The organism is Rhodococcus sp. EPR-134, from assembly GCF_001647205.1.
Taxonomy (GTDB): domain Bacteria; phylum Actinomycetota; class Actinomycetes; order Mycobacteriales; family Mycobacteriaceae; genus Rhodococcus_F; species Rhodococcus_F qingshengii.
The window spans coordinates 1-16,230 of record NZ_LVCT01000064.1 but is presented as its reverse complement, the minus strand read 5'-3'; the positions used below and the strand labels follow the sequence as shown (position 1 = coordinate 16,230).

The following is a 16,230-nucleotide window of genomic DNA, read 5'->3' as shown; positions in this document are numbered from 1 at the left end:
GAGATCTACGACGAGATCATCGACGTCTCGTTCCCCGATTCCATCGAGGTCGCTCGCGCACTCGGTACCAAGGAAGGCATCCTGGGCGGCATCTCGTCCGGCGCCATCGTCTGGGCAGCACTCGAGTTGGCGAAGCGTCCGCAAAACGCCGGCAAGCTGATCGTGGCTGTCGTGTGCGACTTCGGCGAGCGTTACATCTCCACCCCGCTGTTCGAACACATCCGGGACTGAGACTTGTGAGTATCCTCGGGACAATTCGCGAGGACCTGCAGGCTGCGCGCGGTCAGGATCCTGCCGCGCGCAGCAATGTGGAGAACGCGCTCGTTTATTCAGGGCTGCATGCCATTTGGGCACATCGGGTTGCGCATCGCATGTGGGCCGTCCCTGCGCTACGCGGCCCGGCGCGAGTGCTCTCGCAGCTGACACGCTTCGTCACCGGCATCGAGATTCATCCCGGTGCCACCATCGGCCGGCGGTTTTTCATCGATCACGGCATGGGCGTCGTGATCGGGGAGACGGCCGAGGTCGGTAACGACGTGATGCTCTATCCCGGCGTCACTCTCGGTGTTCGCTCGCTCGAGCAGGTCAAGCGTCACCCGACGCTGGGAGACCGGGTCACCGTCGGCGCTGGTGCCAAGATCCTCGGACCTGTCGTCATCGGTGAAGGTAGCGCTATCGGCGCTAATGCCGTTGTCACCAGAGATGTTCCGGCCGAATCCATCGCGACGGGTATCCCGGCGGTGGCGCGGCCACGGACCACCAAGGAAAAACTGGTGGACCCGAACAGCTACATCGATCCTGCGATGTACATCTGAAGCGCTCCTTCTTCGATGGCCACCCTCGTGTAGACGGCGGGTGGCCATCGGCGTCTGTTCAGGCTCGCGTCAAGTGCCACCCGCGACGTCCCAGTACGACGGCCGTCGCAGCGCCCAATGCTGCTCCGATCAAGGGATAGCAGGCCAGGACGAACCAGCGCGGTCCGTCCAGGGGTTCGTAGGCGGTGGCTATCGTCGACTCGTAGTCCCGAGCCATCTGCACGTCCCGGAACGGTACGTAGGAACCCTGATAGACGATGGTTTCGTCAGGACTGGTCATCACGTCGATCAGACTGCCCACCAGGGGAATTCCCCCGACTGCAAATCCCAGAACCGCCAGAATCACGATCAGTGCGCGCATCGGACGAGCCTATCGCCCGGCCGGAAATTCAGACTGCGATCGACGGTTCTTCGGGCGTCGAGAGGGTCAGGATCGCCCGCACGACACGTGGGCTCTGCTCGAGTGAGCGCTCGAGTTCGCGCAACGTGTGGGCAACTCGGGATTCCGCGTAGTCACCGACCAGGTCGACGCTGGCCACCAGGTACACCTGCCGTGGCCCGAGGTATTCCATGCGTAGGAACGTGATTCGGTTGATTTCGGGTAGTTGGGTGAGAGCTTCGACGGCTGCTGCCCGCAGCGTCGGCGAGGCCTCTTCGCCGACCAGGAATCGGCGGTTCCGATCGATCAGGATGATTGCGATGACCCCGAGGAGGATGCCGACGAAGATGGAGCCGAGGGCGTCGGGGATGGGTGAACCGGTGACCTGGTGCAACAGAACACCGACGAACGCGATGACCAGACCGATAAGTGCCGCAGCATCTTCGGCGAACACGGCCCGAGTCGTCGGGTCGGATGTGTTGAGTGCCTGGGTCATGACGTCGCGGTTCACGGCGGACGCTTCGTTTCGGAGTTGTTTGTACGCCTGCCGGAACGAGATGCCTTCGAGGATGAACGAGACGCCGAGGACGGCGTAGGCGACACCGAAGTCGGACGCCGGTTCGGAATGGAACAGTTCCTGGATGCCATGAGTGATCGAGACACCCGCGCCGAGTGCAAACAGTCCGAGAGCGGCGAACATCGACCAGATGTATGCCTCCCGGCCGTAGCCGAGTGGCTGGTCTCGGTCGGGAACCCTTTTCGAGCGACGGTTCGCGATCAGCAGCAGCACTTCGTTGCCGGTATCGGCCCAGGAGTGGGTGGCCTCTGCGACCATCGATGCAGATCCGGTGACGATGGCGGCCGCCGTCTTGGCACCGGCGATCAGCGCGTTCGCCGCAAACGCCAGTACGACCGTCGTGGTGCTCTCGTCGGCCGATGCTTCCGTTTCGGTGCTCACGATTCTCAGGCTAGGCGGGTGACGACGGTTTCGTGCGGTGACGCTCGGCGACGGAGTGCAGCAGTGTGGCGACGGCGTCGTGGAACTGCGTCAGGCCCGGCTCTTCGACGGGAAAGTGCCCGCACCCGTCCAGCATCACGAATTCGGTGGGTGCGTTGATGCGGCGGAGGAACTGCAGGCTCAGTTCGGGTGGCGTCCATCGGTCGTCGGCCGGGTGGGTGAGCAGAACGGGCGTCGTCCGAAATGCTTCGGGTGCGGTGTGCTCGAACGAGAAGTAGCTGCTGAGGAATCCGAGTGGCACCCGAACACCGCCACCGCGCGGATCGGTTGCGCACAGCGTTGCGAGCTCCCGATTGCTGCTCATGTTCGCCACGTCGGCGACCCAACGGATGGGCACGCGGATACGGCCCACCAGTCGTTCGGTGCGCCGCATCAGGGGAGCGCCGTAGACACCCATCGGGCCGAACCGCGCCGCGGCAGCTCTGGCCGATGGATCCGAGGGATCGAGCAGGCAGGTAGCGACGACGGCGTCGGCCAGACCGGTCCGCGCGGCTACCTCGTAGGCCAGCAGACCGCCGATGCTGGCTCCCAACAACACCAGCGGCCGATCGTCGGCTGCCTTCTCGGCCCGGACGAGATCGCAGAGGAGATCGACCCACTGCTCGTACCGGACGCCGGCGGGATCGGCTACGACGGTGTCGCCGTACAGCGGAAGGTCAGGGAAGAGGACTTCGGCTCCGAGTTTCACGCCGATCCCGGCGAACGGCCACAACGCGCCCGAGTAGCCGCCGGCGCCGTGGATGCCGAGAACACGAACCGGCGCGTCTGGAACCACGGCCCGTGCGACGTGGACGGTGTTGCCGTTCCACTCCCACCACGTCGGGGTCGGCGCCGGCATGTGGTCGGTGTACCGGTCGGGCATAAACTTCGAGTAATCGGCGCTGGTCACCTACACAATTCTCGGTATCGGCGTCGCGGCTGACAACTCGCATCGGAGGACCGTGTCGACTCGGCGGAAAAGGCCCTCCCAGCAGCGCTCGAGGGCTACCTACGACGCGATCCTGGAGGCAGCTACTCGCGTTTTCGCTTCGGAAGCCATGGCAGCGACCACCAACCGGATCGCTGACGAAGCAGGGGTGTCGGTGGGCTCGCTCTACCAGTATTTCGGCGACAAGTACGAGATCCTCTCGGAGTTGGCGAACCGTCACGTGAGTGCTGCGCGGGAGAGTTTTGCGCTCTGCCTTGCCGACATCGTCGAGCGTGAGCTCACCCCGGAGGAGGCCGTCCGGATGTTGGTGGAGTGCGCGGTCGAAGTGAACAGTAAGCCGCGAGAGTTCTTTCACCTGCTCTACGATCAGGTTCCGCGTACGCGTGAGCTCATCGAGCAGGTCGAAGGAATGAATCGTCAACTGGTACTGGGTTTTTCGGATTACTTGCAGAGCTACGGTTTCAGTGCGGAGGATGCGTTGTTGACGTCGCGGCTGACCGTGACTGCCGTGGACAGTCAGGTGCATCGGGTTGTGCTGGAATCGGATTCACCCGAAGAACTTCGAGTGCGAACGGAAGCCGTCGTACGGCACGCGAGATCGATGATCGGGTCGCAACCTTGATCCGGTGTCGAGAATGGTGACCACAGTCCGTTATGGTTCTGACGTCATCATCGAGGTAATGGGAAGTCGGTGCAATTCCGGCGCGGTCCCGCCACTGTGAGGTCGTCCATGCGTCGACCGTAGCCAGATACCACCCTCGTTGACGTTGTGTCATGCCACGAGGATGGATCGGTCACACCATGAATGCTGTTGGCGGAGCTCTGTCTCCACCTACCCACCTGCCTTCGCCGAAGGCTGGTGCGCCTCGAGGACGGCTCAGTCCGGGTATCGTGCTGCCCGCTCTGCTGGTCGTCGCCGTGCTCTCTGCTGTGTGCGCGTTGGCATTCGGATCCGAGATGCTCCCCGTGTCCACTGTGGTGGACGTGGTGCACTCGCGCTTTGGAGGCCCACCCGTCACGCGTTCCGAACTTGCGATCGTGTGGGGGATCAGAGCACCTCGGGTACTGCTCGGTCTGGCCGTCGGCGCTGGTCTTGCCGTCGCCGGCGCGGTGGTGCAAACCCTCGTCCGTAACGCTCTTGCCGATCCCCACCTGCTGGGAGTGTCGTCCGGCGCGAGTGTCGGTGCCACCGCCGTCATCACCACCGGACTGTTCGCCGGCGCGGGAGTGTGGGCGCTCAGTTTCGGCGCGATGATCGGGGCCTTGGGAGCTGCGATTCTCGTCTTCACCATCGCGACGCTGCAAGGCGGTATCACTCCACTGCGATTGGTTCTGACCGGCACCGTTACCGCATCCGCCCTGTCGGCGATCGCGAGTTTTCTGGTGCTGCGTACCAATGATTCCCAGGCCGCGCAGTCCGTATTGTTCTGGCTCCTGGGAAGTTTGGCCGGGGCATCCTGGGACAAGTTGTGGGCGCCGGTCATCGTTGTGTTCCTGCTGACGGCAGCGGTGTTCGCCCTGCACGGTTGGCTGGACGCGCTGGCGGCCGGGCCGGACGTCGCGGCTTCGCTCGGTATTCCCATCCGAACCCTGCGAAACGTGCTGTTCGGCGTGCTGGCAGCGTTGGTCGGCACGATGGTTGCGGTGTCCGGCGCGATCGCCTTCGTAGGCCTGGTCATACCGCACGTCACACGCATGCTTGTCGGAGCCAGACATCGAGTGGTGTTGCCGGCGGCAGCACTGATCGGCGCGTCGTTCCTGGTGTGGGTCGACGTCGTGGCGCGGACCTCGTTGCGGCCGACCGAGATCCCGCTGAGCGTGGTGACCGGGGTGATCGGTGCACCGCTGTTTCTCCTGCTTCTCGGCCGTCGGCGCTACCGATTCGGTGGCAGTTCGTGAGCGCCCGAGCCCTGGCGCTGACCGCGTCCGGAGTCGTTGTCCGCATCGACCGTCGAACCATCGTCAAAGGCGTCGACATCGCGGCCGACGCCGGTGCAGTAGTCGGCGTCGTCGGTCCGAACGGATCGGGCAAGTCGACGTTCTTGCGTGCTCTCGCCGGTCTCGGGCCGATCGCCGGCGGTGACATTCGTGTCGGCGGCGACTCCGTGCACGCGATGTCCGCGCGGTCGAGGGCCAAAGCCATTTCCTTTGTGGCGCAGGAAGAGCAGAGTCCCGCCGATTTGTTGGTTCACGAGTACGTGAGTCTGGGCCGCACGCCACATGCAAAGCCCTGGAGCGTCGGTGGAAAGCACGAGAATGCCGTCGTCGATCGTGCTCTGGGCGAGGTCGGAATGATCGAGCACCGGTTCTCTTCGATGGACACGCTTTCCGGCGGTGAGCGCCGGCGGGTGTTTCTCGCCCGAGGTCTCGCGCAGGACGCCGGTGTGCTCATCCTCGACGAGCCGACCAATCATCTCGACATCCGGCATCAACTCGAACTGCTCGATCTGGTCCGGTCGTTGGACCGGACGGTGATCATGGCACTGCACGACCTCGATTTGGCTGCGGCAGTGTGCGATCGGGTGCTCGTGCTCGCGGATGGAGTGGCCAGGGCGTTCGGACATCCATCCGACGTACTCACCACCTCGGTGGTGGCAACTGTCTTCGGCGTCGAGACTTTCGAGCTCGTGAACCCCGCGACAGGCCGTTCACACCTCGTATTCGAATCACGAAATTCTCAACTACAACAATCATTTTCGGAGAGTGCACTTTGATACAGGTCAAGACTCGAGCGTCGTTCGGTGCGGTTGTAGCCGCGACAGCGTTGTTGACAGTTGCCGGCTGCTCGGCAACTGCACCGGTGGACGAAGCTGCAGACAAGACTTCGGTGACATTGGAGAACTGCGGGACCGAAAGCACTTTCCAGCTTCCGATCGAGAACGTCGTTGCGACAAGCAATGCGGCCAATATCGGCACCATTCTCCGAGTCGGCGGTTTGGATCGTCTCGCGGCCGTCGTGTTGAACACGAACAACGACGCGGTCATGGAGTCGATGTTCGGCCCTGGAATTGCGGACGTCCCACACCTGGACGGAACGATCACGATGGAGACGATTCTGGGTAAGCAGGCGGACCTGGTGGTCGGCTCCTACAGTGGCTTGTTCAAGGGCGCCTCCGGTGTGACGCCGGAATCGCTGCAGAGCAACAACATCGATGCATATGTGATCTCCGATAGTTGTCGGCAGAGTGCCGCAGCGGATTCCGCGCTCGGCACGATGGGTCCGTGGGATGCCCTTCGTGCGGACGTGACCAATTACGGAAAGCTGTTCGGAACCGAGGACACCGCCGCCGAGGCATTGACCGAATTGGATTCACGTTTGGCACGTCTGGAGTCCGCGCCAGATGCCGCCGACAAGCCGAAGGTGCTGATCTACGACAGCGGTGAAGAAGATCTGTACACCAGCGGAGGCAACGGAGCCCCCAACGGAATCATCGACGTCGCCGGGGGAACCAATGTGTTCGCCGACGTCGACAACACCTGGTTCAAAGCGAGCTGGGAGACCGTCGCGAAGTCAGAACCCGACATCATCGTGATCATGGACTACAAGAAGAGTGCCGACGAAGTACAGGGCAAGATCGACGCGATCAAGAGCCGAGAAGGCCTGCGTGACCTCGACGCAGTCAAGCAGAACCGTTTCGTCGTACTCCCGCTCGCCATGTTCACCAGTGGGTTCCCCAATATCTACGGCGCGGAACAGTTGCGCGCGAAGATCGAAGAGTTCGGGCTGGCTCCGTCGAGCAGCATCGACTGGACAACCGCGCCGTCGGCATGAGCAACAACCGGTGCTCGCGTCGGGTGATTGTCGTCTTACGGCCGACTGTCAGCGGCCTGGACGAGTCGGCTGCGCGACGGATGCTCGACGCTGTTCGGGCCGGCACCGACGCCGACGTTCGCGTTGCGTACCTCGATGTCTCCTCGCCGAGCCTTCACGAGGAACTCGATCGAGCCCATGTCGATGACGTCGACAAGGTCGTGTTGATTCCAGTTGCGGTGCCGAGGGATCGGTACCTGCTCACGTGGACCAGCAAGGCGGTTGCGAACTGGCGCGAAACCCGGATCGACGCCGAACTGGAAGTGACGCTCCATGAAACGGAAACGCTCGAAGGTGCGGTGGCCGGGCAGGTGATCGACGAACTCGACTCGGCGGGAAAGCCGATCACCGCGAGTCCGGCGTCGTATCGCAGTCCGGCGTGGTCCGTGATCGAGCAGCACGATAGGCATCTGTTGGTGTGCAAGGGCCCTCGCTGTATGGCGTACGGAGCAGGACCGTTGCACCGGGCGATGAGCGCGGCGGCCAAAGGTACCTCGTCGAAGGTGACCGGAACCGGTTGTCTGAGCCCGTGCAACCTGGGGCCGTTGGTGATCGCGAACCCCGGCGGTACCTGGTTCGGGCACGTGGACGCCGGTGACGCTGAAGCATTGGTCGCAGGTCAGGAGAATCAATTGGAGGATCACGTTCTGGACCGGTAGATACAGGTCGGCGAAACAGAGAACCCGCTGAGCGCGAAGTGCGCTCAGCGGGTTCTGTTGTCCTGTCTCAGGAACCGAAGGGAAGGGTTCCCGGCGGGATCTGGTATCCACTGCTGCCGACGGAGGCGCTGCCCCAGAGTGCGAGGAAAGCGTTGATGGCGTTGGTGAGCATATGAATGTCCTTTGTGAGATGACTGATTCGTTTTCGACGGTACCGGGTGGATCTGTGGATTCGCTGGGAGTTGGCACCCATTTCATGGGGCTGGCACCCGTTCCGGCAGGTCGGAACGGGTGCCAACTGTCAGCAAAGGGTGCCAACTCCCGGGTGGGTCAGCCCACGTAGCCGGGCGGCATGAGTACGGACTTGGTCTCGCAGAAGGCTTCGAGGCCCTCAGGTCCGTTCTCCCGCCCGATGCCGGAGTTCTTGTAACCACCGAACGGCGATCCGGGATCGAAGGCGTACCAGTTGATCGCGTAGGTACCCGTGCGGATCTGCGCGGCCACTTCGAGTCCGTGATCGATGTCGGTGGTCCACACCGATCCGGCGAGGCCGTAATCCGAATCGTTGGCGATCTTGATGGCCTCGTCCTCGGAGTCGTACGGGATCACCGAGAGAACGGGTCCGAAGATCTCCTCGCGTGCGATGGTCATCGAGTTGTCCACGTCGGCGAAGATCGTCGGCTCGACGTACCAGCCCTTGTCCAGGCCGGCGGGGCGTCCACCACCGAGTACGACGCGCGCGCCTTCTTCCTTACCCTTGGCGATGTAACCCTCGACGCGCTCGCGCTGCTTCTCGGAGATCAGCGGGCCGAGTTGTGCTGCGGGATCGGACGGATCGCCGACGGTCATGAAGCCTGCGGCGGTCTTCATTCCTTCGATGACCTCGTCGTAACGCGAACGGGGAGCGAGGATTCGGGTCTGAGCGACACAGGCCTGACCGGTGTTCATCAGGCCGGACATGACGAGCATCGGCATTCCGGCGGCGATGTCGGCGTCCTCGAGGATGATCGCGGCGGACTTGCCACCCAGTTCGAGGGAGCAGCGCTTGAGGTTCTGCGCGGCGATGGCACCGATCTTGCGGCCGACAGCACTGGATCCGGTGAACGTGATCTTGTCGATGCCCGCATGAGAGACCAGGTATTCGCCGGTCTCGGCTCCGCCGGGGAGCACGGAGATGACGCCTTCGGGAACGCCTGCCTCGGTGAAGATCTCGGCGATCACGTGGACGGAGAGAGGGGATTCGGGTGCGGGCTTGAGCAGTACGGTGCAGCCGGCGAGCAGTGCGGGGGCCAGCTTGTTGATCGCCAGGAACAGCGGGACGTTCCAGGCCAGCACGGCGGCGACGACGCCGACGGGCTCACGGGTCACCTTGGTCTGCCCGAATGCGCCGGTGCGCTTCTCTTCCCACGCGAACTTGTCGGCCAGCTCGGCGTAGTAGCCCAGCGTCGCCATCGACGGGGTCTGCTGCATCATGCCGACCATGGCGGGCGGCTGGCCCATCTCGTTGGAGATGAGCTGGTTGATCTCCGCGCTGCGCTCTTCGATCAGCTTGGCGGCCTTGGCGAGGATCGCGCCGCGCTCGGCGGGGGTGGTGCGTGACCACGGTCCCTCGAACGCCGCGCGGGCTGCGGACACGGCCGCGTCGATGTCTGCCGGTGCTGCGATGGGACAGCTGCCGACGCGCTCCTCCGTTGCGGGAGAGAACACTTCGAGTACCTGGTCGGTGGCCGGGGCCACCCATGCTCCACCGATGTAGAGCTTGTCGTAGTCAGTCATCAATTCATTCCTCGGTGTTGTCGGTCGCCGCGAGGGCATACGCGTCGTCTGCCTGTGCGGTGTCGGTGAAACTGGTGAATCCGTATTTCTCGTGCGGTCCGATGGCGGCTACCTCGAAAAGACCGGTGCCGGTGTTGGTGTTCGTGCCTTCGGTGAGAGTGAAGGACGCGAGATTGTCGACGGGGGAGAACATGCGTTGGAACGGTTCGATCTCGTGGACCTTGTGACGCAGTCCCTGTACGACGAGTTCGCCCTGCCACATTCCGTGACGCCAGTCCTGTTCGAGCCCGTAGCCGGTGCCGATTCCGATGTAGTTGGCCAGCAACAGTTCGCAGGTGACGGTCAGGACTTCACCGCCCGGCCGGTGGAAGGTGACTCTCGCCCCGGTGACGTCGCGGGTGTCGGGGCAGAACGTCAGCTCGTGTTCGGGCCGGCCGAGCCATTCGTTGTCCCTGGCTTCGTCCGGCCACACTCGCATGGCTTCTTCGACGATGCGCCTGCCCTGCTCGTCTTCCTGCATGATCACCGACATCGTGAACTCGTCGAACTGCATGACCGCGTAGATCCAGAAGAAGTTCTGGATTCCGTCGACGGCGCGTCTGCCTTGCGGTTCGGCTTCACCGACCGGACGCACACCCCACGAGCGGTCGCGGTTCCCCCGCCACGTCTTCGGGTCGATCGCGAAATCCTCCCCGTCGACTGTGAGCGATCCGGTCCAGGTTCCGGTCTGCAGGAAGCGTGAGGTGTCGAACGTGACTCGTTCGAGTTGACGGCGAAAGTGCTTGGGCTCGAGCGCCGCCGGGATGGTGGCATCGAAGGTGATGTCGAAGGAGAGATCGTATTCGCTGCCAGGTTCGAGGACGACGCGGAGCTTCTGCAGTCCTTCCAGCACTTCGATGCGCAAAGGTCCGACGGTGGTGTCGGTGCGGTTGGCGCCCAGAGCCTTCGACATACGAGCAACGATGTGGTCGTCACCGCGGCGCAGTACCGCGAAGGCGTCCATGACGCCGAGGTTGGGGTACTGGCCGAGTCCGACGATGAGGAACACGTCGGGGGATTCGGTGGGGTAGCAGTTGAAGTAGTAGCGGTCGTAGAAGTTCCGATCCGAGGTGGCTACGTGACGGATCGGTTCGGCGATCTGGTGAACGGGGTAGTCGTCCATCGGTGAGAGCATGTCAGGCCAACCTCTCCCAGTAGGTACCGTCCAGCATGGCGGCCAGCGAAGCGCGGTGCATGATCATGTCGTCGGGGTCTTCGGGTCGCTGTGACTGGCCGAAAGCTATGGCACGGGCCTGGATTCGCCACATGATCACCGCCTGGCGAAGTGCAGCGTACGTAACGTAGAACTCCAGATCGTGTGGGGTGTGGCCGGTGATCTCGGCGTAGGTCTGCGCGAGATCCGGCAGTCGAAGGAAGTCGGGAAGGCCGGGTAGGTTCGCCAGTCCGGCGATGTCCTCGAAGAACCTGTGCAGGAATGCCATCCAGCCCAGATCCATCTCTCGTGGGCCGAGAGTTGCCATTTCCCAGTCCAGTACGGCTACCGGCGCGAAGTCCTGGTACATGACGTTGCCGATGCGCGAGTCGCCCCAACAGAGCACGGCCGGAGAATCGTCCGCGGGATTGTTCTCCTCGATCCAGTCGAGGGCACGTTCGATGAGCGGTGATCTGATCCCGTCGGAGACCACCCACTCGTAGTACGCGCGCTGCTCGGCGATGTGCGCCGTGAATGCTTCTCGTGCAGTCGTTCCCGAATTCGGGAGTCGGAGGAAGTCGAAACGCTCACCAGGTTTGTCGATGGCATGCAACTGAGCCAGGACGTCGACCGAGCTGCGCTGCAGGGTCTTTCGCTGCTCGGGTGACGCTTCGGTGACCCACGATCCGAAGTTGTACGGCATGACGTCCGGTGGCACGTCGCCGGAGATGCGTTCCATCACGAAGAACGGCGCACCCAACGCGTCCGGGTCGGATTCCGACCAGTACACCGCGGGTACGGGCACTGCCGAGTGCTCGCGCACCTGAGCCATGGTGCGGAACTGGGATTCGAGGTCGTAGGCAGGAAAGACCGGCATGGTCGATTCCGTCGGCGCCACCCGAGCGACCAAGGGATGATGTTCGCCGTCCCAGGTGGCGTCGAAGAGGATGGTTTCGCTGGACATGCCGTTGGCTGCGGGCAAGGTGACGTCGGCGACGGTCACAGTGGATCCGCTCGGCACCTTGCCGGCCATCCACCGTTCCAGGCGCTCACGGAGGTCTTCGGTGTCGCGGAGGGAATCGCTTGGTCGGGCGACCTGGGCGTGATGCTCGGTTTCATCGGTCGAAGAAGCAGTCGAGGCAACGTCAGATGAGGAAGCGTCTGGGCTCACGGTCACCTCCTTCCCGTAGGCGTCACGTGCAATGCCCGTAACGGTGTGAGTCAGAACACTAAAACACGTTACAGAAATTGGGAACAGGTGGCACCCGTTTAGTGGGACTCCCTGCGGATTTATCGGGGAAGAACGCGTGTCAGATAACGGCGGTGAGCGCGAGCAAGCCCGCACCGGTCAGAGTTCCGGCGCCACCCAGCTCGGCGGGAACGATCCGGAGCCCGGCGACGAACGACAAACGGGCATGTCGGGCAGCCGCGTCGAGCATCGGTTCCCACAGCGGTGTACCCGACTGGGCGAAACCGCCGCCGATCACCGCGAGGTCCACGTCCAGGAGGGCAGCCGCCGAGGCGATGGCACCACCGAGCGCCGTGCCTGCACGGTGAAGCGCGTCCACGGCGATCGCGTCGCCGCTGCGTGCACCCTCGGCTAGTTCACGGCCGGTGTTCCCCGACCAGCCCTGGCTACGAGCCCATCGCACCGCGGACGGTCCACTTGCCACCGTCTCGAGGCAGCCGACGCCCCCGCAGCTGCACGGTTCGGCAGATCCTGGAACGACGATGTGGCCGATGTGACCGGCGTTCCCCGTGCGACCCCGAGCAATCTCACCGCCGAGAACGATTCCTCCGCCGATTCCCGTCGAGACGACCAGGCTCAGGAGGTTCGGGGTTCCGCGTCCGGCGCCGTGGTGGAACTCCGCCAATGCCGCTGCGGCTCCGTCCATTGCGAGGGCGGTTCCGGCATCGGGAAAGACGCTGCGGACGCCCGCTACGAGCTCGAATCCCTGTGCCCACTCGGTGATGTTGATGGGAGCGACGACGCCGGCGACGGTGTCCACCGGCCCGGCGCACGCGATGCCGACACCGTCGACCTCTCGGCCGTCTGCGACTCGTTCGAGCAGCGCCGCACAGGATCCCCACGGGTCGGTCTGCGGCGTCGGAACGCTGTCGAACACGGGAACGCGGCCGTCCTCGGACACGACCCCGGCCGCCATCTTGGTACCACCGATGTCGACTGCGAGGCGCATGTCGCTATCGCTTTTCGAGAACCACGACGAGGTTGCTCACCAGGAACTCCCGCAGACCGGGGACTCGGACCATCCACCACGCCCACGACGGGTGGTAGCGCGGGATCGCGGCGAGCAACGTGCCCTGGCTGGTTCCACGGGCCCAGCGTAAGCCGTCCGTGGCGCCGACTTTGAACAACGAGACCCCGAATCTGTTCTTCGGTTCGTGTCCGGTCTTGCGTAGGTACCGCTTGGCTGCGTACTCGCCGCCCAGCGCGTGCCACGGTCCGGTTTCGTGGCCGCCGAACGGACCCCACCACAGGGTGTACGAGAGAACCATCAAGCCGCCGGGCTTGGTCACGCGCAGCATTTCCTCGGCCATCAGCCAGGGCTCGCTGACGTGTTCGGCCACGTTGGAGGAGAAGCAGATGTCCACGGACGAGTCCAGGAACGGCAGTGCCAAACCGGATCCGCGCACCGCGCCGCCCACTTTCAGACCTGCTGCGTGCATCTCCGACGGATCGGGTTCGACGGGAATGTAGCGGGCACCTGCGGCTTGAAAGACCTCCGCGAAATAGCCCGGACCGCCGCCCACGTCGAGGACAGTGAGACCGTCGAGGGATCGTCCGGTGTGACCTTCGTGCAGGTCCGAGATCAATTCGACGGAGTCGCGCGCAAGCGCGCCGTAGAAGATGTCGGGCGCGGACTGCTCGTGGCGGAAGTCGCTGAGCAGGCCGAACGAGCGTTTCAGGGTTGCCCGTCGGCCGAAAATGCGGGTCACTGCGGGCTTGGTCACGGGTAGCAACTTTAGCCACTGGGTCGCCCGGTCCACGAACACCGTCAGGAGCGCGGCAATACGGACGCTCGAACAGTTAGGGTGTTCGGCAGGGTTACCGGCCGGTCAGGCGGGGCATCCCGCAGGATCGCCCGAACCGGGGTGGCCACCGACCAACTCAGGGAGTAACGCACGTGCGCGAGGTTCTGTTGCTCTGCTGGCGCGATACCGGGCATCCCCAGGGCGGTGGAAGCGAGCGTTACCTCGAGCAGGTCGGATCCCAGTTGGCCGAGCGCGGTATCAAGGTGACGCTGCGGACGGCGTCGTATCCCGGGGCGCCCGCGTCGGAGGTTCGAGACGGCATCACGATCAGCCGGGCCGGTGGACGTTTCAGCGTGTACCCCCGCGCTCTGGCCGCCATTGCCGCCGGACGTCTGGGTTTCGGATCGCTCAAGGGCATCCGCCCCGACGCGGTGATCGACACCCAGAACGGCATCCCCTTCTTCTCGAAGACCGTGGCGGGTGCGCCGGTCACGCTTCTGGTCCATCACTGCCATCGTGAACAATGGCCGGTGGCAGGCAAGCTCGTCGGCCGGATCGGCTGGTGGGTCGAATCGCGATTGTCACCGCGCACCCATCGACGTAGTCAGTATCTGACGGTGTCGCTTCCTTCGGCCGAAGAATTGGTGGACCTCGGTGTCGAGCGCGAACGAATTGCCGTGGTGCGCAACGGTGCCGATCGGCTCCCCGTCGGCGTCGACGCGGGTGGATCGATCACCAGGGCCGAGCGCCCCACCATCTCGGTACTCTCACGACTGGTGCCGCACAAGCAGATCGAGGACGCACTCGAGGCCGTCGCAGCCCTGCGTCCGACGCTTCCGGGCATCCATCTCGACGTCATCGGTGGTGGTTGGTGGGAGCAGAACCTGCGCGATCGCGCCGCCGAGTTGGGAATCGGTGACGCCGTCTCGTTCTACGGTCACGTCGACGAGGCTCGTAAACATGAACTCCTTGCGCAGTCGTGGATTCACCTCATGCCTTCGCGGAAGGAAGGGTGGGGCCTGGCGGTCATCGAGGCTGCGCAGCACGGTGTTCCGACGATCGGTTACCGCAGTTCGAAGGGTCTGACCGACTCGATCGTCGACGGAGTGACGGGCCTTCTGGTCGGGGGCGAGAATGCCGGCGACGGCGACATCGCCGATCTGACGCAGGCTGCCGGCACTCTGCTCCGCGACCACGAACTTCGCATGGTGCTCGGTGAGAAAGCTCGGGTGTGGTCCGGTGAGTTCTCCTGGGAGCAGACCGGCACCGGAGTGCTCGAGGTGCTGACCGCGCACAAGGACGGTCGGTGGGTCTCAGGACTGGCCGCGCCTCGCGAGTCGAATTCGGTTCTGGTTCAGTCCGACTGAGATCAGCGCGATCACGCCCATCAGTATCCAGGCGAGATGCGCAGCGATGACGGCAGTTCGGGCACCGGTCGAGGCTTCCTGCGTGGCAATGTCTCCCGGTACTCGGAATAGCGCGAGATCGTTGTCGGCGAAGACCTGTTCCAAGCCGTCGAGCGTGGTTGCCGAGTTGCCGAGTTGACCTGGTGTCCCGCGCTCGATCAGTACCCATCCGACTCCGAGATCGGCCAACTGCGTAGGACTTCCGCCGGCCAGCAGTAGGTCCTCGACCCGAGTTGCCCGAGTCCCCTCGCCGCCGACAGCACCACCGGCAACCACCAGTTGGCCGGTCTGCAGCACGTCGAGGGGCAGGAAGCGTGGTGCTGGATCGAGTACCGGCGCATCACCGCTGTAGGGGAAGGCGCGGAACATCCCGGCGGGAAGCACTGCAACGTCACCGGTTTCGTCTCGTAGTTGCTCGGCCACCACGGTCCAGGACCCGGGATAGTGCACGGGCTTCAACGCGCCGCCGACACCCCACACCAGATCCGGCAGTGCCACGATCGTCACCACGACGGCGGCAACCGAGAATGCCGGGCGGGGGAGGGAGAACCGATTGCCTGCCCACATCACCGCGGCGGCCGCAGCAAGTGCGTAGAACGGGACGGCCAGCGCGACCCACTTCTGCGCGTCACGCAGTAGACCGGCGCCGGTGAACACCTCGACCGACCATCGGCCGGCGTCGAGACCCCACGGGGTAGCGCCCATGGTCGGAGCCAGCACCGCGAACAGGGCCAGTAGTCCGAGTCCACCGACAACAGGATTCCGGCGTCGGCGCCACAGAGCGGGCACACCGGCGAACACGACGACGAGCAGAAGAACCGTTCCCACCAATGCGAAGAGTGTTGTGCGCGTGGACGGTACCGCTGCCGAGTTCCAGATACCGCCGAGACCGGCGAGGCTGCCCAGCGTCGCGAGTCCCGGTTCTGCTCGGGCGGCAAAGGCGGCAACTCCCGCCGGATCGGAACCGTCGCCTGCTGCTCCGGATACGAAGGTGGCGACCAACCACGGCGAGGCGGCGACGAGGAACAGCCCGATAGTGCCGCAGACACGCCGCATGGCCGAGGTTCGGCCTCCTGGGGTGGCTACCACCACCAGCGCGGCCGTCAGAGCGAGCAGAGCGCCGGTAGGTGTCAGGCCCGCGAATGCCAGTGACGCGGCCAACGCCCACCAGGACCCGGGCGTGGCTCGGCGAACTCCGATTCCGGCACACACGATCCACGGCAGTGCGGCATATCCGGTCAGCAGGCTCCAA

16 protein-coding genes, 1 pseudogene and 1 riboswitch are annotated in these 16,230 nt (G+C 64.2%); of the genes and pseudogenes, 8 read left to right on the top strand and 9 right to left on the bottom strand.

Features of this window, described 5'->3' with window-relative positions; translation table 11 throughout:
- Positions 1-231, top strand: a pseudogene (locus A2J01_RS03265) (cysteine synthase A); the annotation flags it as partial.
- 5 nt (positions 232-236) lie between these two features.
- The gene (gene epsC, locus A2J01_RS03260; RefSeq protein WP_064111925.1) at positions 237-815 is read left to right on the top strand and encodes a serine O-acetyltransferase EpsC; all 579 of its coding nucleotides are present in this window, start codon (positions 237-239) and stop codon (positions 813-815) included.
- A gap of 58 nt (positions 816-873) precedes the next feature.
- Here epsC and A2J01_RS03255 read toward each other — a convergent pair whose 3' ends face one another.
- From A2J01_RS03255 to A2J01_RS03245, 3 genes are read right to left on the bottom strand one after another with little or no spacing between them, the layout of a single operon-like run.
- A complete protein-coding gene (locus A2J01_RS03255; protein ID WP_064111923.1) occupies positions 874-1,176 on the bottom strand; it encodes a hypothetical protein in 303 nt (100 codons plus the stop codon).
- A gap of 28 nt (positions 1,177-1,204) precedes the next feature.
- Positions 1,205-2,152: a cation diffusion facilitator family transporter gene (locus tag A2J01_RS03250; RefSeq protein WP_003945700.1), complete on the bottom strand. Its 948-nt coding sequence runs from the start codon at positions 2,150-2,152 to the stop codon at positions 1,205-1,207.
- Positions 2,153-2,162: 10 nt separating this feature from the next.
- Positions 2,163-3,101, bottom strand: coding sequence for an alpha/beta hydrolase (locus tag A2J01_RS03245; RefSeq protein ID WP_007734503.1), 939 nt, complete (start codon positions 3,099-3,101; stop codon positions 2,163-2,165).
- Between the two features lie 52 nt (positions 3,102-3,153).
- Between A2J01_RS03245 and A2J01_RS03240 the strand changes: the two genes are divergently transcribed.
- The 5 genes from A2J01_RS03240 (at position 3,154) to A2J01_RS03220 (ending at position 7,610) form a co-directional block, all read left to right on the top strand.
- Positions 3,154-3,762, top strand: a complete 609-nt coding sequence (locus A2J01_RS03240) for a TetR/AcrR family transcriptional regulator (protein ID WP_076948593.1) — start codon at positions 3,154-3,156, stop codon at positions 3,760-3,762.
- 16 nt (positions 3,763-3,778) lie between these two features.
- Positions 3,779-3,914: riboswitch (cobalamin riboswitch) on the top strand.
- A 117-nt stretch (positions 3,915-4,031) separates the two neighbouring features.
- Positions 4,032-5,039: a FecCD family ABC transporter permease gene (locus tag A2J01_RS03235; protein ID WP_007734507.1), complete on the top strand. Its 1,008-nt coding sequence runs from the start codon at positions 4,032-4,034 to the stop codon at positions 5,037-5,039.
- The gene (locus A2J01_RS03230; RefSeq protein ID WP_042920263.1) at positions 5,036-5,854 is read left to right on the top strand and encodes an ABC transporter ATP-binding protein; all 819 of its coding nucleotides are present in this window, start codon (positions 5,036-5,038) and stop codon (positions 5,852-5,854) included. Before A2J01_RS03235 ends, A2J01_RS03230 begins: the two co-directional genes overlap by 4 nt.
- Entirely contained in the window at positions 5,851-6,912 is a 1,062-nt protein-coding gene (locus tag A2J01_RS03225; protein WP_042920259.1) for an ABC transporter substrate-binding protein, read from the top strand. The genes A2J01_RS03230 and A2J01_RS03225 overlap by 4 nt, the downstream gene beginning before the upstream one ends.
- The gene (locus A2J01_RS03220) at positions 6,909-7,610 is read left to right on the top strand and encodes a (2Fe-2S) ferredoxin domain-containing protein (protein ID WP_064111920.1); all 702 of its coding nucleotides are present in this window, start codon (positions 6,909-6,911) and stop codon (positions 7,608-7,610) included. Before A2J01_RS03225 ends, A2J01_RS03220 begins: the two co-directional genes overlap by 4 nt.
- Positions 7,611-7,940: 330 nt before the next feature.
- Here the strand turns inward: A2J01_RS03220 and A2J01_RS03215 are convergent, their stop codons facing one another.
- From A2J01_RS03215 to A2J01_RS03195, 5 genes are all read right to left on the bottom strand, one after another.
- Positions 7,941-9,386 (bottom strand): aldehyde dehydrogenase, encoded by a 1,446-nt coding sequence (locus tag A2J01_RS03215; RefSeq protein WP_003945530.1) that lies wholly within the window; start codon positions 9,384-9,386, stop codon positions 7,941-7,943.
- A gap of 4 nt (positions 9,387-9,390) precedes the next feature.
- Positions 9,391-10,560 (bottom strand): hypothetical protein, encoded by a 1,170-nt coding sequence (locus A2J01_RS03210; protein ID WP_064111919.1) that lies wholly within the window; start codon positions 10,558-10,560, stop codon positions 9,391-9,393.
- 1 nt (position 10,561) lies between these two features.
- The gene (locus A2J01_RS03205; RefSeq protein WP_007734522.1) at positions 10,562-11,749 is read right to left on the bottom strand and encodes a phosphotransferase family protein; all 1,188 of its coding nucleotides are present in this window, start codon (positions 11,747-11,749) and stop codon (positions 10,562-10,564) included.
- A 139-nt stretch (positions 11,750-11,888) separates the two neighbouring features.
- Complete coding sequence (locus tag A2J01_RS03200) at positions 11,889-12,776, bottom strand: ROK family protein (protein WP_007734524.1); 888 nt, start codon at positions 12,774-12,776, stop codon at positions 11,889-11,891.
- 4 nt (positions 12,777-12,780) lie between these two features.
- A complete protein-coding gene (locus A2J01_RS03195) occupies positions 12,781-13,551 on the bottom strand; it encodes a class I SAM-dependent methyltransferase (protein WP_064111917.1) in 771 nt (256 codons plus the stop codon).
- Between the two features lie 173 nt (positions 13,552-13,724).
- Here A2J01_RS03195 and A2J01_RS03190 point away from each other — a divergent pair, with 173 nt between their 5' ends.
- Positions 13,725-14,939 (top strand): glycosyltransferase family 4 protein, encoded by a 1,215-nt coding sequence (locus tag A2J01_RS03190; protein WP_064111916.1) that lies wholly within the window; start codon positions 13,725-13,727, stop codon positions 14,937-14,939.
- Here A2J01_RS03190 and A2J01_RS36240 read toward each other — a convergent pair.
- Positions 14,886-16,230: hypothetical protein (locus A2J01_RS36240; RefSeq protein WP_064111914.1), on the bottom strand; the 1,345-nt coding region annotated here is incomplete at its 5' end. The genes A2J01_RS03190 and A2J01_RS36240 overlap by 54 nt on opposite strands.

Excerpts from the sequence above, each read along its gene's own strand:
- A2J01_RS03255 (WP_064111923.1), bottom strand. The coding sequence starts at position 1,176 with ATGCGCGCACTGATCGTGATTCTGGCGGTTCTGGGATTTGCAGTCGGG.
- A2J01_RS03220 (WP_064111920.1), top strand. The coding sequence starts at position 6,909 with ATGAGCAACAACCGGTGCTCGCGTCGGGTGATTGTCGTCTTACGGCCG.
- A2J01_RS03215 (WP_003945530.1), bottom strand. The coding sequence starts at position 9,386 with ATGACTGACTACGACAAGCTCTACATCGGTGGAGCATGGGTGGCCCCG.
- A2J01_RS03210 (WP_064111919.1), bottom strand. The coding sequence starts at position 10,560 with ATGCTCTCACCGATGGACGACTACCCCGTTCACCAGATCGCCGAACCG.
- A2J01_RS03200 (WP_007734524.1), bottom strand. The coding sequence starts at position 12,776 with ATGCGCCTCGCAGTCGACATCGGTGGTACCAAGATGGCGGCCGGGGTC.